Below are 22323 nucleotides of genomic sequence, written 5' to 3' on the forward strand. Positions count from 1 at the left end.
GATGCCGACGGTGGTGATCTCCATGGGGATGGCTCCTGCATCTGCGTGGCTGCTGCTTCGACAGCGACCACATCTTGGCACCGAGATGCCGTCAGTCGGAGCGGGAGCCATCCACCCCATCTGCTTTCGAGCATGGAGCGATACGTCCTCAGCGACGAGGTAGTGTCGCTCCCGGACGGGCAGCAAAGGGTGGAAAGCAGTCCGGCTGCTTTCGAGAAGAGGGCGTGCGATAGCTGCCATCATTGGGTAGTGTCACTTTCTAGGCCGCAATCAAAGCTCAAGAAAAACGTGATGTTAGCAAATGACCTTGCAAGACTTGGCTGAGAAGAGTGAGGCTGCTGATCGGCAATGATCCAGCGATTTACCGTTCAACCGATCAGCATGATCGCCGTCTGATCAACGTGGGAGCGACGAACGCCGGCGCCGGGGCGTCGAAGCTGTCGAACATCGCGATGGCTCGCTCGGCCATTTGGTCGCTGTTCTGATCGAAGGTCGTCAATGCGTACGACGGCCAATCGGCGATGGGGATGTTGTCGTACCCGATGATCTTGAAGTCGTCGGGTGCCGTCAGCCCTGCCTGAGCCCAGCGGTCCACGACGCCGGCGGCGATCAGGTCATTGCCGCAGAACACGGCGTCCGGTCGGTCGGGGCGCTCAAGCAGCCGCGTCGCTTCCTCATAGCCCCAATTATGGTCATAGCCGCCATGGGCTGCCGCAAGCGGAGAGATGCTCAAGCTCCGGAGGGCAGCGGCGAACCCGCTGGCGCGATCACCATGGCTCAGCGTCGACGCCGGACCCATGATCGAAGCGAACCGCGTGCCTCCGCATGCATGAAGCAGCCCTGCGGCCTGCCGCCCCGCCTCGACGTTGTCCGAGTTGACGGTACGGACCCATGCGCTGGTGATCGTCGAGTTCAGGGTCACGATCGGCAGCCGATGGCGGTCGAGAATATCCGCGATGCGCTGCGAAGATACCGACAGCGCGCTCAGCACCCCATCGATCCGAAGCGAGACGAGGTCGCCCACCGCCTCGTCGAGGTCGCGGTCGTCTTCCACCCGGACGAGCATGGTCTGCTTGCCCGCCGCCGCGAGTGCGCGCGTGAACGAGTCCAGCGTCATCGTGTGGAAGGGGTTGTAGAGGCCGCCCACCACGACGGCGATGATGCCGCTCCTGCCCCGCCGCATGATGCCGGGCAGCCGGTTCGGCCGGTAGCCGAGCCGGAGGGCGACCGCCTCGATCCGCTCGCGCATCTCCGGCGATACGCTGGCGCCCGGCGTGAAGGTGCGCGACACCGCCGACTGCGAGACGCCTGCCTCGCGCGCGACGTCATGACTAGTCGGCGCACGCTCTCTCACGGCGCCTCGATCGGCATGCGGGCAACAAGGAAGGGAGGTTTGCGCATGTCCATACCACTATGGAACTGCGGCAGGCGGGTCCACTGGCCGAGCACCACCCAGACGTATCGATCATCCGCGAAGATGCCGTCGGGCCAGACGAAGCGCGCGTCGCGGGCGATGAGGTCGAACGAACCGTCGAGGTTACGACGAAAGACGGCGTCCTGATCGGCGGCGGTCGTGTAGATGCGTCCCCAGGCATCGGTCGCGAGCCCGTCCGCTGCGCCCTTCTCGCCTTCGTTTGTAACGGCCGCGGCGAGCGTAGCGTCGTCCTTATCGAAGTCGGCGAGAAGCGCGGTTGGGATGCTGTAGAGGCGGCGGCTGGACAGGGGCGAATAGTAGAGCTGGCTCGAGTCCTTGCTGAGCGTGATGCCGTCTGCGCCGCCCGTGGGCATGGTCAACTGCTTGGGATCCGCAACCAGCACCCGCCCGTCGAGCACGGTGAGGTAGCCAGAATCGGGGACGACGGAACGGTCGCCCGCCAGCACGCGCCGCTGTCGGCCGGTGGCGAGGTCCACAACAATCAGCGCCGCGTCCTTGACCGAACTGTCGGTGACGTAGGCAGTACCCTCGCGCCCATGCGTAAGATCGATGCGCAGGTCGTTCATGTTGCTACCCGGCAGCATGGCGTCGGTGAGGATCACCTTCGCCACGATCGCGCCGGTGGCCGGGTCGAAGCCGACGATCTTGGCGGCACCCGGCTCGTACGGCTTGCCCTTCACCTTGCCGTCGTCGATCGCCCAGAGCCGCCCGCGGGTGTCCGTGGTGAGACCGTGCACCGACACGAGCCGATCCGATGCGGGGCGCGTCGAGGGCAGCGAGAGCGCCTCGGACGGCCACGGCACGGCCCGCCCGTCGCGCCATTCGACCAACGTCGGGCCGGCGTGATCGGCATCCTGCTTGGGCGAACTCAGGAACAGCCGGTCGCCGATCACGGCGATACCCGAGGGGTCGGGTCCGGGCAGTGCCGCCACGATCTCGATGTGGCCGACCGCTCCGAATGACGGGTCGACGTTTGAGGCGATCGACGGGGTCTGGGCCACTGTGGGCACGGCGAGCAGGGTAACAGCGACGGTGGCGGCGGCGGGGATGAGGCGCATCGGGCAGCTCCAGATGTCGTTCGATGCAGCAAAAACACTGACTGTCACCATTTGTTGCATCGCGATGCAACGAACTTCGTGAAGCGGTGTTCTAGCCCTGTATCCCGCTGAAGGAGCGCCGAATGCGCCTCTTGCACCTCATGCTGCTCAGCCTTGCAACGTCGGCCGCGGCCGCGCCTGCACCCACGCCCACGATCGCTTATCGCCACCTGTGGACCGACGCCGCGGGTCAGAGCCACTTCACCCTGTGCCGCCTCGCAGGCTTCACGTCGAAGAGCATGTCGCCGCCGGCTGGCCCGCAATGGCAGGACCAGCTCGGCCAAGGACGCACGACGGTGATCGCGACCGTCCAGCCCGACGGGTGGGACGGCGCGTGGCATGAGGACCCCAAGCCGCAATGGATCGTGCCCCTGTCGGGGCGCTGGTTCATGCAGGCGCAGGACGGGACGCGGTTCGAGATGGGGCCGGGCGATATCGCGCTCGGCGAGGATCAGAACACCGTCGCTGCCGCATCGGGACCCATGCAGGGCAAGAAGGGCCATCTCGCCGGCAACGTCGGACAGGGCGAGGTCAAACTCCTCGTCGTCCAGCTCGACGAGGCGCCGACCGTCGACCAGCCCTGCCGCTTCAAATGAGGAGCCGGCAATGAGTGATCCGTCCCGCCCGCGTGGCATCGACCATGTCGGGATCACCGTCGCCGATCTGGACGCCGCCGCCCGCTTCCTAAAGCAAGCGTTCGACGCGGTCGCCCTATACGACAACGTCACCCCCGAGACTGTTCAGACGGGGCCGGACACGGAGCGGACGCTCGGCCTGCCGCCCGGCACCGCGATCCGGCACATGCGCATGATGCGGCTGGGAAACGGTGCGTCGATCGAGCTGTTCGAGATGGCCGTGCCCGCCGGTCAGCATCGCCCCGTGCTGGCAAGCGATCTCGGCCTTCAGCATATCGCCGTCTACTGCGACGATGTGGTTGCCACCGCCCGTAGGTTCGAGGCCGCTGGCGGTTCGCTGATGACCCCGCCCCAACCCTTGATCGGCATCGAGGCCGCCGGGGCCAATGCCTTCTGCTACGCGCGTGCGCCCTGGGGGACGGTGATCGAACTGATCGCTTGGCCGGACGACGCCGCCTGGACGCGCACCGCGCCCGCAACCCGCTTCAAGCCCACCATCGTGAAGGACACCCCATGACCCGCATCCCTCCCCAGTCACAGAACCGCATGCCTGGGCGCGAGAGCGAGCTTGTGCCGGTCGCTGAGCACATCCGCGCGAGCTACAAGGGGTACGGCCGGCTCGCCGGGCGGCGCGCGCTCGTCACCGGCGGCGACAGCGGCATCGGACGTGCCGTCGCACTCCACTTCGCGCGGGAAGGCGCGAGCGTCGCGATCGTCCACTTGCCCGAGGAGGCCGATGATGGCGCCGAGGCGATCCGCCTGATCGAGGCGGAGGGTGCCCCCGCGCTGGCGATCGTCGGCGACCTGCGCGAGTCCGGCTTCTGCGATGACGCCGTCGCGCGGATCGTCGAGGCGTTCGGCGGCCTCGACATCCTCGTCAACAACGCCGGTATCCAGAAGGTCGCGAAGGATCTGTGTGAGATCGGGGACGAGGACTGGGCATGGCATTTCGACGTCAACGTCGATCCCATGTTCCGGCTGTCGCGCGCGGCGCTCCCGCACCTGCGCGGAGGCGCGGCGATCATCAACACCACTTCGGTCAACGGCTATGTCGGTAACGAGCAGCTCGTCGCCTATTCCAGCACCAAGGGCGCGATGATGGGCTTCACGCGCGCCCTGGCGCTCCAGCTCGCGCCCCGCGGCATCCGCGTCAACGAGGTGGCGCCCGGCCCGATCTGGACTGCAATCCAGCCGGCGGGCTTCGGGCCGGTCGATCCGCAGATGGTCGCCGACATGGGTAAGAACGTTCCGATGGGCCGCATCGGCCAGCCGAGCGAGGTCGCGCCCGCCTATGTCTATCTCGCCAGCGAGGAGGCTTCCTACGTCACAGGCCAGACGATCCACGTCAACGGGGGGATGCCGGTCAATGGCTGAGGCTGTGAACGATAGAAACGTGCTGGCCTGGATCGATGCGCCACTGCACCGCCGTTGGCTCGACGACCAGGGGCAGCGGCTGCTCGACTTCTCGAAGGCATCGTGCGTCGCCGATGGCTTCGCCGCGCTCGATGACAATGGCCAGCTGCCCGAGGATGCTGTCGCGGACACGATCATAACTGCGCGCATGACGCACGCCTATGCGCTGGCAGCGTTGCGCGGCCTGCCTGGCTGCCGGCCGCTGGTCGAGCATGGCGTGGCAGCGCTGCTCGGCCCCCTCCACGACGACACCCATGGCGGGTGGATGCCGCAGGCAAGCGATGCCGCAGGCCGCAAACTCGCCTACGTGCACGTCTTCGTCGGCATCGCCGCTTCCTCGGCGAAGGTCGCCGGCGTGGCAGAGGCGGACGTGCTGCTCGATCGCATCGTATCCGTGCTGGAGGGGCGCTTTTGGTCGGAGGACGAGGGTGCGATGCGAGAGAGCTTCGCGGCTGACTGGAGCGATGAGGAGGATTATCGCGGCGCCAACAGCAACATGCATGCGACAGAAATGGCGATGGCGCTCGCCGATGTGCTGGACGATCCGCTGTGGCGGACACGCGCCATGCGGATCGCGTCCCGTATCATCCACGATCTCGCTCGTGGGAACCGGTATCGTGTGGCCGAGCACTTCGATCGCACCTGGCAGCTCCTGCCCGAATACAACCGCGAGAAGCCTGACGACGACCTGCGCCCGTACGGGATGACGCCCGGCCACTTCCTCGAATGGTCACATCTCCTGCTGAAGCTGGAAGCAGCCCTCCTCACCCACGACCAGTCGGCGCCCGCATGGCTGCTGGAGGATGCACACGGCCTGTTCGCGACCGGTACGAAGCTTGGCTGGGCGCGAAACGGGACCCCGGGCATCGCCTATACGATCGGTTGGGACGATGAGGTGGTGATTATGAACTGCCCGCACTGGGTGCTGGCTGAAGCAGCAACCGCCGCCGCAACGCTGTTCCGCCGTACCGGCACTGCAACCTACGCCGGGTGGTATCGCCGCTTCTGGGATTATATCGATCTGGCGCTGGTTGATCGCAAACGAGGGAGTTGGCGTAACGAGGTGGATGCCCAAAACCGTCCTTCCTCACGTGCGTATTCGGGCAAGGCGGATCTCTACCACGCCTACCAGGCCACGCTATCGCCACAGCTGCGCGCAGCCCCCTCCTTCGCGACCGCGCTCGCATCGGACTTGAGAGGGTCGCACCCCAAACGGCAAGGTTGACTATCGTCGAAAGCTTCCCCGCGTCACGCTTTCAATCGAGAAAGGCGGCTTTCGGCAGACTGCCGTACCCGAGACGATGCGATCGGTCTGAACGACCGGTTTCCGGAGGCGCGGCAATGCTGCGAGCCAGCCGAGATGGGTCGCTCTCGGCTGTCCGCTCGGGGTGGTTTTCTGCCAGTCAGCTTCCGGGCGGTTAAACCGCTAGAGCAGACGTTGCTCCGCCTCCGTCCGCAACCTCAGTCCTCATAGAACGACGATTGATCACGCTGATCACAGCAGGAGTTTCTTCGTCATTCTGGAGCGGCGCTCAGGCTGTCAGAGAACTTACTCATCAGCCGCACCAACTCCTCCAGATCGTGCGGCTCCCAGTCGGAGAAGATTGCCGCGCCCATCCGCTCCCGGGCTGCGTCGATCGCATCCGTCATAGCCTTACCTTCTGGCGTTATCACCGCCTCGCGCACCCGCCCGTCCGCTGCGCCTGCTTGTCGGCGCACCAGTCCAATTTCATCGAGTTTGGCGACCTGCCGGCTGACCGTCGTGTAGTCCCGGCCGATCCGGTCTGCGAGGTCCACGACGCCAATGGGACCGCGTCGCTCGATGACGACGAGCAGAGGGAACAGCGCTCGGTCGAGGGGAATGCCCGCCGCGCGCACCATCGCTTCGTCGCGCTGCGGACGGTTCATCACCGCCACGATCTCCAGAAGCGCCGCATGCAACTGGCGGATCTGCGGACCAATATGTGCATTTTGCACCTTTTTTGTTGACATCGCTGCGGCCTCGCTCCTTTATGTGCATCATACACATAAAGGAGCGGTCGTGACAAACTTATCCAGCACCGACGTTCTGATCTGCGGGGCCGGAGCAGCGGGCCTGACGCTTGCCATCGATCTGGCCCGGCGCGGCATCAGCTTCCACCTCGTGGAGAAGGCGCAAACCCCGTTCGGCGGCTCGCGCGGCAAGGGCATCCAACCTCGCACGCTCGAAGTCTTCGAGGATCTCGGCTTCGTCGATCGCATCGCGGCTGTTGGCGGCCATTATCCCAACCAGCGGACCCACAGCCCGGATGGCAGCTACGCGGACGAGGCGATGTTTAGCGAGGCGAAGCCCACGCGTGACGAGCCATACTGTGTTCCGCTGATGGTGATGCAGGGGCGCACCGAGCAGGTGATGCGTGAGCGTTTGGCCGAACTCGGACGCCAGCCGCACTACGGCTGCGCCCTGACTAACTTCGACCAAGATGCTGAGGGCGTTACAGCCAACGTGATCGATCAGAGTGACGAGCACACGATCCGAGCGCGCTACCTCGTGGGCGCTGACGGAGGCCGCAGCTTCGTGCGCCATGCTCTGGGCACCGAGTTTCCCGGCAAGACGCTCGGCGTGCGCGCCGTGGTCGCTGACCTCCACCTATCCGGGCTCGACCGCAAGATCTGGCATCGTTTCAACGAGGGCGATATGGCCCGCCAGTTGGCGCTGTGCCCGCTGGCTGGAACGGAGCTGTTCCAGTTGCAGGCCCCGATCTCCGCCGAGGGCGAGCCGGACCTTTCCGTCGCGGGCTTGCAGGCGTTCATCACAGCCCGCATCGCAACCGGGTTCGACGTCGTGGTGCACGACGTGCAGTGGGCCTCTGCCTACGCTATGAATGCGCGGCTAGCCGATAGTTACCGCACGGGTCGCGTTTTTCTGATTGGAGACGCTGCGCACATCCATCCACCGACGGGCGGACAGGGGCTGAACACGAGCGTGCAGGACGCCTACAACCTCGGCTGGAAGCTGGCGGCGGTGCTGGCGGGCGCGCCTGATGCCTTGCTGAACACCTATGAAGAGGAGCGTCGGCCAATCGCGGCAGAGATGCTGGGGCTGTCCACGGGGCTGCTTGAAGCGGCCAAGCGCGGCGACATGCGCCGGGGTCGCGAGGTCCAGCAACTCGACCTTGCTTATTCGACCTCCTCTCTGGCCTTCGAGGCTCCCGCGCGCCACCGCGGCATCCTCGCGGGTGATCGCGCACCGGACGCGCCGTTGACGGGTGCTGCTGGGCAGGGTGTGCGTGTATTCGACCTTTTGAAAGGTCCGCACTGGACCCTGATCGGGTACATGACGGATTGCGCCACCCCAGCCCCACGACACGGGCTGCACATCCACCGCGTCAGTTCCCACGGCGACCTGATCGATACGCACGGGCACTTTCGCAAAGCCTACGGGATCGGAGAAGGAGCCTGGGTGCTGGTGCGTCCTGATGGATACATCGGCGCGGTCGTTGCGGCCGACCATCTCGGTGAGCTGGAGGGCTATCTCGACCAAGTCGGCCTCACCGAACGCTCAAGCCGTGGAGAGCGGCTGTCCGTCCGCGGCGATCTGTTCTGAGTGACCGCTTTCGGGCGCATCAGAAGTCACATCGAATGGCTGGGTTGGGTCGGTTGCTGGCCGTCCACTCAGGGTGGATTTCCGCCGGTCCGCTTCTGGGATGGTGATCCATAGGAGCGGACATCGTATCCACGCCCGCTCACGACCCCTTGCCGATCCTCGGAAGGTCCACTTTCAGGCTGCTCGGTCAGAAGCCGACGGCCGGGACCTACGGTCTCGGCATCGGGACGGCGAACGTCGCGACGTGCTCAACCAGCGCCGGCAGGTCGGCGGCACCGCCTCGGAACGACAGGTGACCGTCCGGCCGCACCAAGAGGATGGCGGGTGTCCCACTCAGACCGAGCGCCTGGTGTGCGACCTGGTCGAGGTCCCATGCCGCCCGCATCAACGGCTCGTCGCCGGTCGAGACGGGGTCGGCGATGACCAGCAGCGGGCGCACCCAATCGTATGGCGACAGGGCGTCCGCCGCTGCGGCGAGATACGGATGGGTTTTGAGGTCGCCGCCGTCGAGTAGGAAGAGGCGCCAACCCCAGTTCTGCCCGTCGGGATTGTGGATCTGGCGGAACAGCGTGGTGACTTCTCCGCCGTTCAACACGAGCGGCGCGTCCGGCACCCGGTCGCCCGCACGGGTCGAGCCGACATGGCGCGGATCGAGACGCGCGAAGCGGTCTTCGCTCAGCCGGCTGTCGCGGTAGGCAAGATCGAGTTGCGCCAGATCGCTGCCGCCGAACACGTAGTCGGCGACCTGCGGTACGGCGCCCGCGATCGCACCCAGCACCGCGTCGGCCGCGCGACCGCGACCCATGAGCTGCCGGAAGCCGCGCACCTGCTGCGCGTCGAGCTGGCTGTTGGCTGCATGTCGCTCCTCGGCGTAGCTGCGGAGCAGCATGGGCGACCCGGCGCCCGCCAACACCATGGCGAGCCGCCAGCCGAGCGAGACGGCATCGATGAAGCCCGAGTTCATGCCCTGCCCGCCGATCGGCAGGTTGGCGTGCGCGGCATCGCCGACCAGGAACACCCGACCCGTCCCGTAGCCCGGCGCAACGCCGTGGCGGAACGTGCCATAGGACACCCAGGTCGGATCGGCGATGTCGAAGGTCGCATCGCCCGTCACCTCGCGGCCTCGCGCCACCATCTCCTCGCGCGTCGGGTCGCGCGCGGGCATGGCCTCCTCGCTCTCCAAGAGGAACAGGCGGTACTGGTCCTCCCACACCGGCAACACGCCGGCAAAGCCATGTGGGAACAGGAAGAAGAAGGCGGTGTCGCGCTCGATTGGGCGGCGCCACACCAACGTCCCGTCAATCTGACGGATCGCCCAGCCCGGCAGGTCCTCGGCCTTGAAGTCGAGCCCGACCGCCTTGCGCACCGTGCCCTTCACCCCGTCGGCTCCGACGAGGTAGCGGCAGCGCAGTTCCATCGTCTCGCCGGAAGCGTCGCCATCGTCATCGACCGGGACGACCGTCACAGTCACGCCATCACCGCCCTGATCGATACCGCGGACCTCGTGCGCATGCTCGACCTGGTGGCCGCCCGCCTCAAGGTGATCGGAGAGCCCCGCTTCGATCGTGCCCTGGTCCGAGAACAGTACGTCTGGATAAGGGGACGGCAATTCGCGCGTGCTCTGTCGGTGGATCGGCCGCCCGTCGAGCATGTACTGCGTGAAGGGCGCGCCGTAGCTGGTCCTCGCCAGCGTGTCGCGCACGCCGATCGAGGCGAGAAGCTCCTGCGCCCGGGCGATGACGTTGTGCCCCTTCGAAGCCCCGGAGATGCCCGGCGCACGCTCGAAGATGCGAAACGAGACGCCGTGGTGGGCGAGCGCGCAGGCGGTGGCCAAGCCGACGGGCCCCGCGCCGACGATCACGACGTCGGTGTCGAAGAACGCGGTCATGTCACTCGCCCTTCGGCAGCGAGCCGGTGACCAGAAGCGTGGCGCGCGCGGCGCTACCTTGCGCCAACATCCAGCCGGGGTATTCCGGGTTCGGCCCGGCAACTGCGCTCAACGTTTCCATCTCGTCGCCCGTCAATTCGACCGCGATTGCCTTCAGGTTGGCATCGAGCTGCTCGACACTCTTCACCCCCGTGATGATGCTGGCGACGCTTCGCTGCCGGCGCAGCCAGGCGAGCGCTACCGCCTCCAGCGAGGTCTCATGCGCCGTCGCGATCGGCTCCATCGCGTCGAGTAGTTTGGCCCCACGCGCCTCGTCCACGGGCGGGAAGGGGATCGTCTTGCGTCGTCCCTCATCGCCGCCACCGCGGTACTTGCCGGTCAGGTAGCCGCCCGCGAGCGGGCTGAACGCGATCAGGCTCAGGCCGTGATGCTCCAGCATCGGCGCGACGTCGCGCTCGATCTCGCGACCGACGAGCGAGTAGTAGCCTTGGTAGCTCTGGAACCGGGCGGCACCGGTCCGCTCGGCGATGCCGAGTGCGGTCGCGACCTGCCAGGCCGCCCAGTTGGAAACGCCTAGATAGCGCACGAGGCCGCGCCGCACGAGGTCGTCCAGGGCCGCGACCGTCTCCTCGACCGGCGTCGCCGGGTCCCAGCCGTGCATCTGGTAGAGGTCGATATGGTCGGTGCCGAGCCGCTTCAAGCTGGCCTCCACCGCGTCGACGATATGCTTGCGCGAGCCGCCAGCATCGTTCGGACCCTGCCCCGTCGGGTGCTCGAACTTAGTCGCCAGCACGATGTCCTTGCGCCTGATCCCGAGGTTGCGGATCGCCTGGCCGAGGATCTCCTCCGACTGCCCTTCTGCATAGACGTCGGCGGTGTCGATGAAGTTGACGCCGGCATCCACGGCACGGCGCAGGATGGCCTCCACCGCGTCCTGCCCGACGCCGCTGGCGGCCGCGTATCGACCCTTGGACTGGCCGAAGGTCATGGTGCCGAGGCACAGTTCGGAAACGAATAGCCCGGTCCGGCTGAGACGATTGTAGCGCATGACGATCCTCCTGCGTGATGGGACCAGAACATAAATCGGACTTGATGGTTCCGGAACTAGATGGTATCGATACGGAATGTCAACGACCGACCAGGACCAAGCGCCTTCTCGTGGAGGCCGTAAGCGGGACGCCTCGCGCGACGCAGCGATCCTCAGCGCTGCGATCGACACGCTGGGCGAGGTCGGCTTTGAGCGGATGACGATGGATATGGTCGCGGCGCGGGCCGGTGCCGGCAAGGCGACCGTCTACCGGCGCTGGCCGTCCAAGGAGGCGCTGGTGCTGGATGCGGTCGCGCAAACGAAGCGCGATCAGGTCGACCTCGATCAGCTGCCCGATACCGGCTCGTTCCGCGGCGACATGCTGGCGCTGTTCCGGCCGAAGTCGGTGGCCGAAGCCGAGCGCAAGCTGCGCGCCATGGCGGGGGTCGCGACGCTGCTCTCGTTCGAGCCGGCGCTGGGCGATGCCGCCTCGGATGCGCTGACCAGTCCCTGGGTCGCCGCCAACCGGATCCTGATGGAGCGGGCGGTGGCGCGCGGCGAGGCGAGAGCGTCGGCGCCGGTTGGCACGCTGGCGACCATCATCCCCTCGCTCGGCGCGTTCCGCTCGCTGGTGCAGCGTCAGGCCTTCGACCGCGCCTTTCTCGAAGCCATGCTCGACGACGTCGTCCTGCCCGCCCTCGGCATCCGGACAAAGGTGCCGCCAGAGCCCGTTTCCCCGAGCCATCCGAAGGAATGAGTCCCATGTCCCTCCTGTCTCAGCCGATCAGTTGGATCGGCATCCTTGCCGCCGCGGTTGCGGTGATGGTGCTTGGATGGGTCTGGTTCGCGGCCTTGTTCGCCCGCGCCTATGCGCGCGTCCTCGACCGGCCCTTCGAGCCGGGCGCGAAGATGCCGCCGCTCTTCATCGCAGGTCCCTCGCTCTGCATGCTCGTCACGACCGTCACGAGCGCCTTGCTGATGCCGGCGGTCGGCGTCGCGACGCTGGGCGGGGCGATCGGGTTCGGGGCGTTGGTCGGGGTCGGCTATCTCGGCTCGACGGCGGTCAACATGGCAATCAACCCGCTGGTGCCCCGGCCACTCGTCTATGGGTTCCTAAGCGCGAGCTACTTCCTGGTCGCCAGCATCCTCGTCAGCGTCGTCCTATTCCTGGTCGGATGAGCGACGCGAACGCGCCCCCAAGCAAAGCCGGACTGCCGGTGCTCCTGTTCCCGGATGCAGCCGCTTTTGCGCGGTGGTTGGAGGAAACGGATCAGGCGATGCGGGGCGTCTGGCTCCTGTTCGCCAAGAAGGGCACGGACGCCAGCAGCCTGTCCCGGCAGGACGCGATCGATGCTGCCTTGTGCGAGGGGTGGATCGACGGTCAGAGCGCCACCTGGGACGATCGCTTCTTTCTCGTGCGCTTCACGCCGCGCCGCCCGAAGGGGAAGTGGTCGCAGGTCAACCGGCGGCGGGCCTTGGAACTGTCCGAGAACGGGCGCATGCGCGATGCGGGCTGGGCCGAAGTCCTTGCGGCGCAGCGGGACGGGCGCTGGGACGCCGCCTACCCGCCCTCCAGCACCGCCGTGCCGCCGCCCGATCTCCAAGCCGCGCTCGACGGCGACCCGGCGGCGGCCGAACGGTTCGCTGCGATGTCTAAGACCGATCGCTATGCGCTGATCCTCAAGCTCACGAACGCCAAGCTGGCGACGACGCGCGAGCGGTGCATCGCCGCTTTCCTGGCTGGATGAGGGTTTGACGTTCGGACAGATGCAGAGGTTCCCGAGCAATCCCCGACACAAGCGGGCGCAGCTCGTCGTCCTCACGGCGCCGGGAAGAGCGGCCTACGACAGGGCGGTCGATGTCTGGGACCGCGCCGCCGACGAGCTGGCGACGGGGCTCTCGCAGGAGGAGCTGGGCTTGAGCATCCGAGTTCTGCGAACGATCTGCAGCAGGTTAACCGCGGACGATGCGGCGGAGGAAGACAAGGAGAGGTGATGTCTGCTTTCGGGATCGGTCTGGCACGCTTCAATCGGCAGAGACGGGTCGAATCAGGAAGCATCCGCTGCCCGACCCTTCTGAGGACAAGCCCAAATGATCGGACCGGGTGGATTGCGGCCGCACCCGGTCATCCCCCATCCGTCGCGGACCTCTGGAGCATCCGCTTCTGGGACGTGGGAGCAGGTAAGGTACGAAGGGCTCGACGTAGCCGGAAGATGAAGGGTGGAGATCAATCCAAGCGAGCGATGACCTCTCTGAGGCGCTCGCAGGCCTCATCGAGGTTTCGTTGCGGACTGGTTGCGATGCCGAGCAAGAGACCCGGCCGCGCAAGGCCGGGCGACGCGTACCATACCGACAAGGCTGCCGGTGCCAGCCCAAATATCCTGGCGTGTCGGACAATCGCGAGATCGGGCGTGCCCTGCGCTAACGGCACCAGCGCGGCCAAGCCGGCGGTCGTGATCTCCCCGAGGTGCGGCCGAAGCGCAGCCAAAAGAGTTTGGCGACGGGTTGCATAGACGCGCTTGGTCCGCCGGAGATGGCGCATGTAGTGCCCCTCCCGCATGAATGCGGCGGTGGCGAGTTGCAGCGACGGACCCGGCGCCGGCGCTAGGCAGGCGGCGACCTCGGCGAGGCGCGGGGCCAGAGCAGGTGGCGCGACGACGAAGCCGAGGCGTAGGGCGGGACTGAGCGTCTTGCTGAATGAGCCGACGTGGATGACGCGGCCGTCGCGGTCGAGGGAGGCCAGCGCCGGGGCCGCCCGTCCCGTCACCTGCAACTCGCCGAGGTAGTCGTCCTCGATGATCCAGGCCTTGGCTTGGCCGGCCCAATCGAGCAGGCGTAGGCGCCGGGCCAGCGACAGCTTGCCTCCGAGGGGCGCCTGCTGTCCGGGAGTGACGACAGTGATTGCGGCGTCCGGGGCGAGCCGGATGCCGAGATCCACGTCGATGCCGTCCGCGTCGACCGGGATCGGAACGCAGGTCAGCCCGGCGACGGCCAGGCCGTGCCGAGTGAACGGGAAGCCGGGGTCCTCCATCCATGCCGTGTGTCCCCCGAGGCGGAGCGCGTGCAGGACAAGGCCGAGGCCGCCGGCGAAGCCGAGGGTCACGACGATCTGGTCCGGCGAGCACTCGATGCCACGCGCCAGGGCGAGATAGGCGGCAATCTCCCGCCGGAATTCCAACTCGCCACGCGGGTCGGGATAGAGGGCCGGGGCGCTCGCTTCGGCTCGGACCGCCTGGGTGCGGATGCGGGCGAAGAGAGTCGACGGGAAGGTGTCGGAGCCCGGCACGCCCATCTGGAAGGCGGCCGGCCCGGCGGTCATCTCCCGGTATGTTTCCATGAAGGAGCCCGGGCTTGGCGCCCGTTCACGCTGCCGAGACACCGCGGGGCGGGGTGCGACGCGAGTGCCGGAGTTTTGCGAGGCCACCACGAGCTGCGCTGCCGCGAGCTTCTCGTAGGCCACGCGCACCGTGCCGCGCGCGACGCCGAGTTGCGTCGCGAGGTCGAGCCACGATGGCAGCCTCGCACCGGGCGCCAGCACCCCGTTCTCGATGGCTGCACCGATGGCCAACCGGATCTGGTCGGCGAGCGGGATCTTGGCCGAGCGGTCGAGCTCGACGCGAAGCGGGCCTTGCATGCCTCGCGGTACACGATTTTCAACGGTTCTCGGTGCTTTTTTCTAGCTCACGAAATCGGCATCTTCATCGGATACACAGGAGAGCCCGATGAGATTTCCAACTCTGATCCTCGCCGCGGGCTTTGCGACCGCGAGCTCGGCAATCGCCCACGAAGCGGCGGAGAAGATCACCCCGACCTTTCAACACGCATTGCCGAACGTTCCGGGCAAGTCGCTGATCGCGGTGACTGTCGACTACCCGCCCGGGGTGGGCTCGGCCCCGCACACGCACGCAAGAACGGCCTTCATCTTCGCCTACGTCGTGTCGGGTGCCATCGAGTCCCAGGTGAACGACGGCCCCAAGCGCGTCTACCGCGCCGGGGAGACCTTCCACGAGGATCCGGGCTCCCGGCATCCGGTCAGCCGCAATTCTAGCGCGACGGAGCCGGCGCGGCTGCTCGCCGTGTTCGTGGTCGACACCGACGACAAAGTGCTGGTCACCCCCGAGAAGCAGTAACCCCTGGAAACGGAAACTGGATCATGAGCCAACGCATCGACTACGCCCACGTCGCGCCGGCCGGCACCAAGGCCCTCGGCGGCGTCTACGGCTACGTCACGCAGAGCGGCCTGCCGGCCGTGCTGATCGACTTGGCGTACCTGCGCGTGTCGCAGATCAACAACTGCGCCTATTGCCTCGACATGCATACTCGCGACCTCGTCGAGAAGGGTGTCGGCGTCGAGACGCTGGCACTGGTGCAGGCGTGGGCAGAGGCCGGCGACCTCTTCGATGCACGCGAGCGGGCGGCGCTCGCCTGGGCCGAGACCGTGACGCGTGTCGCCGATACCGGCGTGCCCGACGCCGACTACCAGGCTGCCCGGGAGGTGTTCGACGAGCGCGAACTGGTGGACCTGACCATCGCGATCAGCCTGATGAACGCCTACAACCGCATGGCCATCAGCTTCCGGAACACGCCGAAGGCCGCACTGAAGCGCTAGGGCTCCCGAGGCTGAGCGGAGTTGCCAGGCGAATGGCGAATGGCCGCTTTCGGGGATGGTCAATCTCGCTCGGCATGGCCGGCATGGGTCGCTATCGGAAGGGCAGCTCAGGGTGGAAATCAGCTCGTCGGATTTTGATTTATCAGCCTGTAAAGCGGACGAGGAGGTAATTGCACAACTTCCTAAAGATCTAATTCAATTGCTAAGTAAATAGCCGTGACGATAGAAGGCGAATTTTCTACAGATGTCTTAGTCCAAAGCTTTTTAGGATCGGCAGAAGCTCGTCTCGTGCGCGAAGCCGGTGATCATGGACGCGGGCTTGAGCTTCCACCGGCTCTCCACGCTGTATGGCTTCGATAATGGCTCGATGTTCGGCTACCGACGACCCAAGTTCACGGCGGAGCTTGAGTGTAAGCATGCGTGCGCGATGTGATTGGTCATTGATGGTTTGGATGATCCGGGTCATCCGCCCGTTACCCGCGCGCTCCACAAGTGTCCGATGAAATTTGGCATCAGCCTTGCCCCACGTGGGAAGATCACCGTCATTCCAGGCCCGCGCCATTGCCTCCGTGCTATGGGCGAGTTCGGCGGCGGCTAGCTCGCGCTCGGCGTCGGGAAGTGAAGCAAGCAGCTCGGCTGCGCGCCCTTCGATGGCTATGATGACGTCGTAGATCTCACGCATGTCCTCGGGCGCGAGGGCACAAATCAGGACCCCTTTGCGCGACAAAACACGGACGAGTCCATCTTCCTGGAGACGGATCACCGCCTCGTGGACAGGCGTCCGGCTCATGCCGAGGCGAAGGGCGATCTCCTGCTCCGACGCTTGGTAGCCGGGAGCGAAACTCGAATCCAGGATGGCCTGCTTCAGGGCGGCATAGGCATTGTCGACCATCGACGGCTGACGCCCAGGTTCCTCGGATTGCTCGTGTTTCTTGGCTGACGGTCCGCGGGCCATCGCTTCCTCCTGCACGACAGCATTCGTATCATCTTCCATGCAAGCTGCAATGTGAGATTGACGCGCGGTCCGAATCGGGCGTAATTGATGCCATCTTGCATGCAAGTTGACATACAGAGATCAACGCATGCTGGCCTGCCGGAGGAAACGATGGATACGTCGCTTGAAAAAGCGACCATGCGCCGCGTGATGTGGCGACTGGTCCCCTTTATCTGCCTTCTCTACTTCATTGCCTTCATCGACCGCGTGAACATCGGGTTCGCGGCGCTCACGATGAACAAGGATCTCGGCTTCAGCTCAGCAGTATTCGGTTTCGGAGCTGGCGTGTTCTTCTTCGGCTACTTCCTGTTCGAGGTGCCTTCCAATATCGTCCTGGACAAGGTCGGCGCTAGAATTTGGATCGCCCGCGTGATGATTACGTGGGGGATGATTTCCGGAGCCTTCGCCTTCGTCCAGGGCGAATACAGCTTCTACGCCCTTCGCTTCTTGCTCGGCGCGGCGGAGGCCGGCTTCTTCCCCGGCATCATCCTCTACCTAACCTACTGGTTCCCGGCCCGCTATCGCGCCGGCGTCGTATCGCTGTTCATGGCCGCGGCCCCGATCTCGGTGGTGATCGGCTCGCCGCTCTCCAGCGCGCTCCTGGAGATGGAGGGCATCCTCGGCCTGCACGGCTGGCAGTGGATGTTCATTATCGAGGCGATCCCGGCCGTCATCCTCGGCGTCGTCGTCCTCTTCTACATGACCGACCGGCCCGAGAAGGCGAAGTGGCTGCCCGACGATCAGCGCGCGTGGCTCGTCGCCGAGATGAACGGTGAGCATGCCCGCAAGAAGGTCGCCGCCAAGCACGGCATCCTGGCCGGCATGGCCGACATCCGGGTGCTGGCTCTGGCGCTGATCTACTTCGGGACCTCGGCGGGCCTGTACACCCTCGGTATCTGGGCGCCTCAGATCATCAAGAGCTTCGGCCTGTCCACCCTGGCGGTCGGCTTCCTCAACGGCGTGCCGCCGACCATCGCGATCATTGCGATGATCCTGTGGGCCCGGCACTCGGACAAGACCGGCGAGCGCAAGTGGCACGTCGTCATCGCCTGCCTCGTGGCGGCGGCGGGCCTGATGCTGGCCGGCGGCGCGGCCTCGGCGGTGGCGGTCATCGCTGCGCTCACCCTCGTCAACGTCGGGATCAGTTCGGCCAAGCCGCCCCTATGGGCCATGCCGACCATGTTCCTCTCGGGTCAGGCGGCGGCGGTGGGCATCGCCACGATCAACTCGATCGGCAATCTCGGTGGCTTCGCCGGGCCCTGGGCCATCGGCTGGCTCAAGGACCAGACCGGCAGCTTCACCGCCGGGCTCGCGTTCGTGGCCGGCCTGCTCGTCCTCTCGGCCGTCCTCACCCTAGTCGTCGCCCGCTCAGGGCGCCGATCCGAAGCCGCCGACGCCGACGCCGTCGCGCACTGAAGTTTCCCTGGTTCCCCACCCCCAACGTCCTCTTCAACACGGAGACCTGTCATGTCGAAGACCTACAAGATCGCCGCCATCCCCGCCGACGGCATCGGCATCGAGGTGATCGCCGCCGGCATCGAGGCGCTCGACGCGCTGGCCGAGAAGACCGGCACCTTCAAGTTCCAGTTCGACCACTTCGACTGGGGCTCGGACTACTACAAGAAGCACGGCGTGATGATGCCGGCCGACGGCCGCGAGCAGATCAAGAACCACGACGCGATCTTCTTCGGCGCGGTTGGTGCCCCCGACGTCCCGGATCACATCACCCTCTGGGGCCTGCGGCTCGCGATCTGCCAGCCCTTCGACCAGTACGCCAACGTCCGTCCGACCCGCATCCTGCCGGGCATTACCAGCCCGCTGCGCCACGTCTCCGGTCCGGAGCTGAACTGGGTGATCGTGCGCGAGAACTCGGAGGGCGAGTATGCCGGCGTCGGCGGTCGGGTCCACCAGGGCCATCCCAACGAGGTCGCCACCGACGTGTCGATGATGACCCGCTCGGGCGTCGACCGGATCATCCGCTACGCGTTCAAGCTGGCCCAGTCCCGCCCGCGCAAGCTCCTGACCGTCGTCACCAAGTCGAACGCCCAGCGCCACGCCATGGTGATGTGGGACGAGATCGCCGTCGAGGTCGCCCAGGACTTCCCTGACGTGACCTGGGACAAGATGCTGGTCGATGCCATGACCATGCGCATGACGATGAAGCCTGAGACCCTCGACACCATCGTCGCGACGAACCTGCACGCCGACATCCTCTCAGACCTCGCTGCAGCGCTGGCTGGTTCGCTCGGCATTGCGCCGACCGCCAACATCAACCCGGAGCGCACCTACCCGTCGATGTTCGAGCCGATCCACGGCTCGGCCTTCGACATCACCGGCAAGGGCATCGCCAACCCGGTCGCCACCTTCTGGACCGCCTGCCAGATGCTGGAGCACCTCGGCGAGAAGCCAGCGGCCGACCGGCTGATGCGGGCGGTGGAGCGGGTCACCGCAGATCCGAGCCTGCACACCCCGGATCTCGGCGGCAAGGCGACGACCCGTCAGGTCACCGACGCCGTCATCGCCGCTATCCAGGGCGACAACGAGTAAGGGGGATGCCGTGACCCAGCCCGGAGATCTCCTGCGGCGGCTGTTCGCGACCGCCGTGGCGGCGGCGGACCCCGCCGTCAGCCTCGCCCGGCATCTGCCGGAGCCGCCCCGCGGTCGGACGATCGTGGTTGGGGCGGGAAAGGCCGCGGCTTCGATGGCGAGAGCCGTCGAGGCGGCGTGGCCAGGCGACATCTTCGGGCTCGTGGTCACCCGCTACGGTCACGGCGCCCCGACCTCGCGCATCGAGATGGTCGAGGCGTCTCACCCGGTGCCGGACGCAGCCGGTGAGGCCGCGTCCCGGCGCATGCTCGATCTGGTCGCCGGGCTCACGTCCGACGACCTCGTTCTCTGCCTCATCTCCGGTGGCGGTTCGGCGCTTCTGTCGCTGCCGGCACCGGGCCTAAGCCTTGCCGACAAGCAGATGGTCAACCGCGGGTTGCTGCGGTCCGGCGCTGCGATAGGCGACATGAACTGCGTCCGCCGCCATCTCTCGGGCATCAAGGGCGGGCGGCTTGCCGCCGCCTGCCACCCCGCCAGGGTGGTGACGCTGCTGATCTCGGACACCCCCGGCGACAATCCCCTCGACATCGCCTCCGGCCCGACCGTGCCCGATCCCACGACCTGCGCCGACGCGCTGGCGATCCTCGACCGCTACCGGGTCGAGATCCCGGAGGCGGTGCGCGGTCACCTCGCCAGTGGCCGGGGTGAGTCGATCAAGCCGGGCGATCCCCGGATCGGCACGCCCGACGTGCGGATGGTCGCGACGCCGCTCATGGCGCTGGAGGCTGCCGCGGAATGCGCCCGGCTTGAGGGCGTCACCCCCTGCATCCTCGGCGATGCCATCGAGGGCGAGGCGCGCGAGGTCGGCAAGGTCATGGCCGGCATCGCTCTGAGCGTCGCCACCCACGGCCTGCCGTTACGGAGCCCCTGCGTGCTGCTCTCCGGCGGCGAGACGACGGTCACGGTGCGCGGCGATGGCCGCGGCGGACGCAACGTCGAGTTCCTGCTGGCGCTCGGGGCTGCCTTGGATGGGTATCCCGGCATCCACGCCGTGGCCGGGGACACGGACGGTGTGGACGGCCTGGAGGAGATCGCCGGGGCGGTCCTGGGCCCCGATACCCCGGCACGCGCCGCGGCGCTCGGGATCTCGCTGGCCGGGAGCCTCGACCGAAACGACGGCCACAGCTTCTTCGAGGCCTTGGGCGACGGCGTCATCACCGGACCGACCCTCACCAACGTCAACGACTTCCGGGCGATCCTAATCGCCTGATCCGCAACCGAACCAGAGGCGGCCGTTCTTCGCGGCCGGATGTGCCATGCGCCGTCACCGCCACGCCAAGATCGTCGCCACCGTGGGGCCGGCGAGTTCCGCCCCCGACCGGCTGAAGGCCCTGTTCCTGGCAGGGGTGGATACCTTCCGCCTCAACTTCAGCCACGGCACCCACGACGACCACGCCAAGGTCCACGCCTCCATCCGCGCCCTGGAAGAGGAGGCCGGCCGACCGATAGGCATCCTCCTGGACCTGCAAGGCCCCAAGATCCGCGTCGGGACCGTCAAGGATGGCCGTCTCGACGTCGTGGCGGGCGAGAGCGTGCGCTTCGTGCTGGACGGCGCGGACGGCGACAAGCAGGCGATCCCGCTGCGCCACCCCGAGATCTTCGCCGCCGTCGTGCCCGGCCAGGACCTGCTGATCGACGATGGCCGGGTGCGGGTGCGCGTCACCGGCTTGGAGGCCGATAGCATCACCGCCGAGGTGATCACCGGCGGCGTCATCTCCAACCGCAAGGGCGTCAATCTGCCCGGCACCCTCCTCGACCTGTCGCCGCTCACGCAGAAAGACCGCGCCGATCTCGCCTTCGGCTTGGACCTCGGCGTCGATTGGGTCGCCCTGTCCTTCGTCCAGAAGCCCTCCGACATGATCGAGGGGCGAAGCCTGATCGGCGACCGCGCCGGGGTGATGGCCAAGATCGAGAAGCCCCAGGCGCTGGACCGGATCGAGGACATCATCCGCCTCTCCGACGCGGTGATGGTCGCCCGCGGCGATCTCGGCGTCGAGATCCCCCACGAGGACGTGCCGGGCCGCCAGAAGGAGTTGATCCGCGCATGCCGCCTCGCGGTGAAGCCGGTGATCGTGGCCACCCAGATGCTCGACTCGATGGTCAGCGCCCCCGCCCCGACCCGGGCGGAAGCTTCGGACGTGGCGACCGCGATCTACGACGGCGCCGATGCGGTGATGCTTTCGGCGGAATCGGCCACGGGTCAGTACCCGGTCGAGGCGGTGTCGATGATGGACCGGATCATCCGCTCGGTGGAAGGCCACAAGCTGTACCACTCCATCGTGGCGGCCTCGGACCCTGGCGAGGAGGAGACCCCTCCCCACGCCGTGGCCACCGCCACCGCCGTGTTGGCGGAGGCGCTGCACGCCAAGGTCATCGTCACCTACACGTCGAGCGGCACCACGGCCGCGCGGGTCGCTCGCAAGCGTCCGGAGCCGCCGATCCTGGCGCTGACGCCAAACCTCGCGACGGCACGGCGTCTGTGTCTGCTGTGGGGGGCCCACTCGGTGCAGACCGAGGACGTGAATAGCTACGAGGAGATGACCGCCAAGGCGGCGCACCACGCCCAGGCCGAGAAGTTTGCCCGGCCCAACGACCAAATCGTCGTGGCGGCCGGCATCCCGTTCCACACCACCGGCAACACCAACAACATCCGGGTCATCCAAATATGATCAAAAATCTGGAGCGTGGCCGGTAAACTGTTCAGTCGCACAACCCCGTAGGCTCTGCTCAATCGGTTTGCGGTCGGCTAAAAATCGAGGTCACTTTTTCTGGCCCGGGTCAGCTTCGACAGGACACAAACGAACGTCCTGTGTGGATGGCTCCCGCATTGCAAGTGGCGAATTGAGCTTCTGACGGGTTGGTCGGGTGCAGTCTTGTGTCCGGCCTGTCGATGCAGTCGTTCATGTGACCGCTGGCCCTGATGGTATCCGTGAGCTGGGTCCCACTCTGCTTTGCGGGCTATGACGCCCTGGACATTCGGCGGGGTGTCCCGGCTCCCGGTCTGACCGGTTCGCCATCAACTCTCATCGTCC

22 protein-coding genes are annotated in these 22323 nt (G+C 66.6%); 15 read left to right on the forward strand and 7 right to left on the reverse strand.

Annotation, left to right across the window (positions count from 1 at the left end; translation table 11 throughout):
- Positions 1–376: 376 nt before the first annotated feature.
- Both ACLBYB_RS30835 and ACLBYB_RS30840 read right to left on the reverse strand, forming a co-directional pair.
- On the reverse strand, positions 377–1354 hold the full coding sequence (locus tag ACLBYB_RS30835; RefSeq protein ID WP_447701091.1) for a LacI family DNA-binding transcriptional regulator: 978 nt from the start codon (positions 1352–1354) through the stop codon (positions 377–379).
- Complete coding sequence (locus ACLBYB_RS30840) at positions 1351–2544, reverse strand: L-dopachrome tautomerase-related protein (RefSeq protein ID WP_447701092.1); 1194 nt, start codon at positions 2542–2544, stop codon at positions 1351–1353. Before ACLBYB_RS30840 ends, ACLBYB_RS30835 begins: the two co-directional genes overlap by 4 nt.
- Before the next feature lie 71 nt (positions 2545–2615).
- Here ACLBYB_RS30840 and ACLBYB_RS30845 point away from each other — a divergent pair, with 71 nt between their 5' ends.
- The 4 genes from ACLBYB_RS30845 to ACLBYB_RS30860 are packed head-to-tail and all read left to right on the forward strand — an operon-like array spanning position 2616 to position 5805.
- Complete coding sequence (locus ACLBYB_RS30845; RefSeq protein WP_447701093.1) at positions 2616–3128, forward strand: cupin domain-containing protein; 513 nt, start codon at positions 2616–2618, stop codon at positions 3126–3128.
- Between the two features lie 10 nt (positions 3129–3138).
- The gene (locus ACLBYB_RS30850) at positions 3139–3684 is read left to right on the forward strand and encodes a VOC family protein (protein WP_447701094.1); all 546 of its coding nucleotides are present in this window, start codon (positions 3139–3141) and stop codon (positions 3682–3684) included.
- On the forward strand, positions 3606–4541 hold the full coding sequence (locus ACLBYB_RS30855) for a glucose 1-dehydrogenase (RefSeq protein ID WP_447701095.1): 936 nt from the start codon (positions 3606–3608) through the stop codon (positions 4539–4541). The genes ACLBYB_RS30850 and ACLBYB_RS30855 overlap by 79 nt, the downstream gene beginning before the upstream one ends.
- Before the next feature lie 19 nt (positions 4542–4560).
- Positions 4561–5805: an AGE family epimerase/isomerase gene (locus ACLBYB_RS30860; RefSeq protein ID WP_447701096.1), complete on the forward strand. Its 1245-nt coding sequence runs from the start codon at positions 4561–4563 to the stop codon at positions 5803–5805.
- A 290-nt stretch (positions 5806–6095) separates the two neighbouring features.
- Here ACLBYB_RS30860 and ACLBYB_RS30865 read toward each other — a convergent pair whose 3' ends face one another.
- Positions 6096–6572, reverse strand: coding sequence for a MarR family winged helix-turn-helix transcriptional regulator (locus tag ACLBYB_RS30865; RefSeq protein WP_447701097.1), 477 nt, complete (start codon positions 6570–6572; stop codon positions 6096–6098).
- 49 nt (positions 6573–6621) lie between these two features.
- On the opposite strand from ACLBYB_RS30865, the gene ACLBYB_RS30870 reads away from it, so the two are divergent.
- Complete coding sequence (locus tag ACLBYB_RS30870; protein WP_447701098.1) at positions 6622–8166, forward strand: FAD-dependent oxidoreductase; 1545 nt, start codon at positions 6622–6624, stop codon at positions 8164–8166.
- Between the two features lie 208 nt (positions 8167–8374).
- On the opposite strand, the gene ACLBYB_RS30875 is transcribed toward ACLBYB_RS30870, so the two are convergent.
- Positions 8375–10054 (reverse strand): FAD-dependent monooxygenase, encoded by a 1680-nt coding sequence (locus ACLBYB_RS30875; RefSeq protein ID WP_447701099.1) that lies wholly within the window; start codon positions 10052–10054, stop codon positions 8375–8377.
- A 1-nt stretch (position 10055) separates the two neighbouring features.
- A complete protein-coding gene (locus ACLBYB_RS30880; protein WP_447701100.1) occupies positions 10056–11102 on the reverse strand; it encodes an aldo/keto reductase in 1047 nt (348 codons plus the stop codon).
- 76 nt (positions 11103–11178) lie between these two features.
- On the opposite strand from ACLBYB_RS30880, the gene ACLBYB_RS30885 reads away from it, so the two are divergent.
- From ACLBYB_RS30885 to ACLBYB_RS30900, 4 genes are read left to right on the forward strand one after another with little or no spacing between them, the layout of a single operon-like run.
- The gene (locus tag ACLBYB_RS30885; RefSeq protein ID WP_447701101.1) at positions 11179–11838 is read left to right on the forward strand and encodes a TetR/AcrR family transcriptional regulator; all 660 of its coding nucleotides are present in this window, start codon (positions 11179–11181) and stop codon (positions 11836–11838) included.
- Between the two features lie 5 nt (positions 11839–11843).
- Positions 11844–12260 carry a DUF1761 domain-containing protein gene (locus tag ACLBYB_RS30890; protein WP_447701102.1) on the forward strand — a complete coding sequence of 139 codons (417 nt, stop codon included), beginning with the start codon at positions 11844–11846 and terminating at the stop codon, positions 12258–12260.
- Complete coding sequence (locus ACLBYB_RS30895) at positions 12257–12829, forward strand: YdeI/OmpD-associated family protein (RefSeq protein ID WP_447701103.1); 573 nt, start codon at positions 12257–12259, stop codon at positions 12827–12829. Before ACLBYB_RS30890 ends, ACLBYB_RS30895 begins: the two co-directional genes overlap by 4 nt.
- Before the next feature lie 4 nt (positions 12830–12833).
- Entirely contained in the window at positions 12834–13076 is a 243-nt protein-coding gene (locus ACLBYB_RS30900; RefSeq protein WP_447701104.1) for a hypothetical protein, read from the forward strand.
- A 232-nt stretch (positions 13077–13308) separates the two neighbouring features.
- Here ACLBYB_RS30900 and pdxR read toward each other — a convergent pair whose 3' ends face one another.
- Positions 13309–14715: a MocR-like pyridoxine biosynthesis transcription factor PdxR gene (gene pdxR / locus ACLBYB_RS30905; protein WP_447701105.1), complete on the reverse strand. Its 1407-nt coding sequence runs from the start codon at positions 14713–14715 to the stop codon at positions 13309–13311.
- An 88-nt stretch (positions 14716–14803) separates the two neighbouring features.
- Between pdxR and ACLBYB_RS30910 the strand changes: the two genes are divergently transcribed.
- Both ACLBYB_RS30910 and ACLBYB_RS30915 read left to right on the forward strand, forming a co-directional pair.
- The gene (locus ACLBYB_RS30910; RefSeq protein WP_447701106.1) at positions 14804–15211 is read left to right on the forward strand and encodes a cupin domain-containing protein; all 408 of its coding nucleotides are present in this window, start codon (positions 14804–14806) and stop codon (positions 15209–15211) included.
- 23 nt (positions 15212–15234) lie between these two features.
- Positions 15235–15690, forward strand: coding sequence for a carboxymuconolactone decarboxylase family protein (locus ACLBYB_RS30915; protein WP_447701107.1), 456 nt, complete (start codon positions 15235–15237; stop codon positions 15688–15690).
- A 238-nt stretch (positions 15691–15928) separates the two neighbouring features.
- Here the strand turns inward: ACLBYB_RS30915 and ACLBYB_RS30920 are convergent, their stop codons facing one another.
- Positions 15929–16645 carry a GntR family transcriptional regulator gene (locus ACLBYB_RS30920; RefSeq protein WP_447701112.1) on the reverse strand — a complete coding sequence of 239 codons (717 nt, stop codon included), beginning with the start codon at positions 16643–16645 and terminating at the stop codon, positions 15929–15931.
- A 150-nt stretch (positions 16646–16795) separates the two neighbouring features.
- Between ACLBYB_RS30920 and ACLBYB_RS30925 the strand changes: the two genes are divergently transcribed.
- From ACLBYB_RS30925 to pyk, 4 genes are read left to right on the forward strand one after another with little or no spacing between them, the layout of a single operon-like run.
- Positions 16796–18100: an MFS transporter gene (locus ACLBYB_RS30925; RefSeq protein WP_447701108.1), complete on the forward strand. Its 1305-nt coding sequence runs from the start codon at positions 16796–16798 to the stop codon at positions 18098–18100.
- A gap of 51 nt (positions 18101–18151) precedes the next feature.
- Positions 18152–19231: a tartrate dehydrogenase gene (locus tag ACLBYB_RS30930; RefSeq protein WP_447701109.1), complete on the forward strand. Its 1080-nt coding sequence runs from the start codon at positions 18152–18154 to the stop codon at positions 19229–19231.
- 10 nt (positions 19232–19241) lie between these two features.
- A complete protein-coding gene (locus ACLBYB_RS30935) occupies positions 19242–20501 on the forward strand; it encodes a glycerate kinase type-2 family protein (RefSeq protein WP_447701110.1) in 1260 nt (419 codons plus the stop codon).
- Positions 20502–20547: 46 nt separating this feature from the next.
- Positions 20548–21960, forward strand: a complete 1413-nt coding sequence (pyk, locus tag ACLBYB_RS30940; RefSeq protein ID WP_447701111.1) for a pyruvate kinase — start codon at positions 20548–20550, stop codon at positions 21958–21960.
- Positions 21961–22323 lie beyond the last annotated feature (363 nt).

It is taken from the genome of Methylobacterium sp. D54C (assembly GCF_053345595.1).

Excerpts from the sequence above, each read along its gene's own strand:
- ACLBYB_RS30925 (WP_447701108.1), top strand. The coding sequence starts at position 16,796 with ATGGATACGTCGCTTGAAAAAGCGACCATGCGCCGCGTGATGTGGCGA.
- ACLBYB_RS30920 (WP_447701112.1), bottom strand. The coding sequence starts at position 16,645 with ATGGCCCGCGGACCGTCAGCCAAGAAACACGAGCAATCCGAGGAACCT.
- ACLBYB_RS30895 (WP_447701103.1), top strand. The coding sequence starts at position 12,257 with ATGAGCGACGCGAACGCGCCCCCAAGCAAAGCCGGACTGCCGGTGCTC.
- ACLBYB_RS30840 (WP_447701092.1), bottom strand. The coding sequence starts at position 2,544 with ATGGTGACAGTCAGTGTTTTTGCTGCATCGAACGACATCTGGAGCTGC.
- ACLBYB_RS30890 (WP_447701102.1), top strand. The coding sequence starts at position 11,844 with ATGTCCCTCCTGTCTCAGCCGATCAGTTGGATCGGCATCCTTGCCGCC.
- ACLBYB_RS30875 (WP_447701099.1), bottom strand. The coding sequence starts at position 10,054 with ATGACCGCGTTCTTCGACACCGACGTCGTGATCGTCGGCGCGGGGCCC.
- ACLBYB_RS30885 (WP_447701101.1), top strand. The coding sequence starts at position 11,179 with ATGTCAACGACCGACCAGGACCAAGCGCCTTCTCGTGGAGGCCGTAAG.
- ACLBYB_RS30915 (WP_447701107.1), top strand. The coding sequence starts at position 15,235 with ATGAGCCAACGCATCGACTACGCCCACGTCGCGCCGGCCGGCACCAAG.
- ACLBYB_RS30865 (WP_447701097.1), bottom strand. The coding sequence starts at position 6,572 with ATGTCAACAAAAAAGGTGCAAAATGCACATATTGGTCCGCAGATCCGC.
- ACLBYB_RS30850 (WP_447701094.1), top strand. The coding sequence starts at position 3,139 with ATGAGTGATCCGTCCCGCCCGCGTGGCATCGACCATGTCGGGATCACC.
- ACLBYB_RS30930 (WP_447701109.1), top strand. The coding sequence starts at position 18,152 with ATGTCGAAGACCTACAAGATCGCCGCCATCCCCGCCGACGGCATCGGC.
- ACLBYB_RS30880 (WP_447701100.1), bottom strand. The coding sequence starts at position 11,102 with ATGCGCTACAATCGTCTCAGCCGGACCGGGCTATTCGTTTCCGAACTG.
- ACLBYB_RS30845 (WP_447701093.1), top strand. The coding sequence starts at position 2,616 with ATGCGCCTCTTGCACCTCATGCTGCTCAGCCTTGCAACGTCGGCCGCG.
- pyk (WP_447701111.1), top strand. The coding sequence starts at position 20,548 with ATGCGCCGTCACCGCCACGCCAAGATCGTCGCCACCGTGGGGCCGGCG.
- ACLBYB_RS30910 (WP_447701106.1), top strand. The coding sequence starts at position 14,804 with ATGAGATTTCCAACTCTGATCCTCGCCGCGGGCTTTGCGACCGCGAGC.
- pdxR (WP_447701105.1), bottom strand. The coding sequence starts at position 14,715 with ATGCAAGGCCCGCTTCGCGTCGAGCTCGACCGCTCGGCCAAGATCCCG.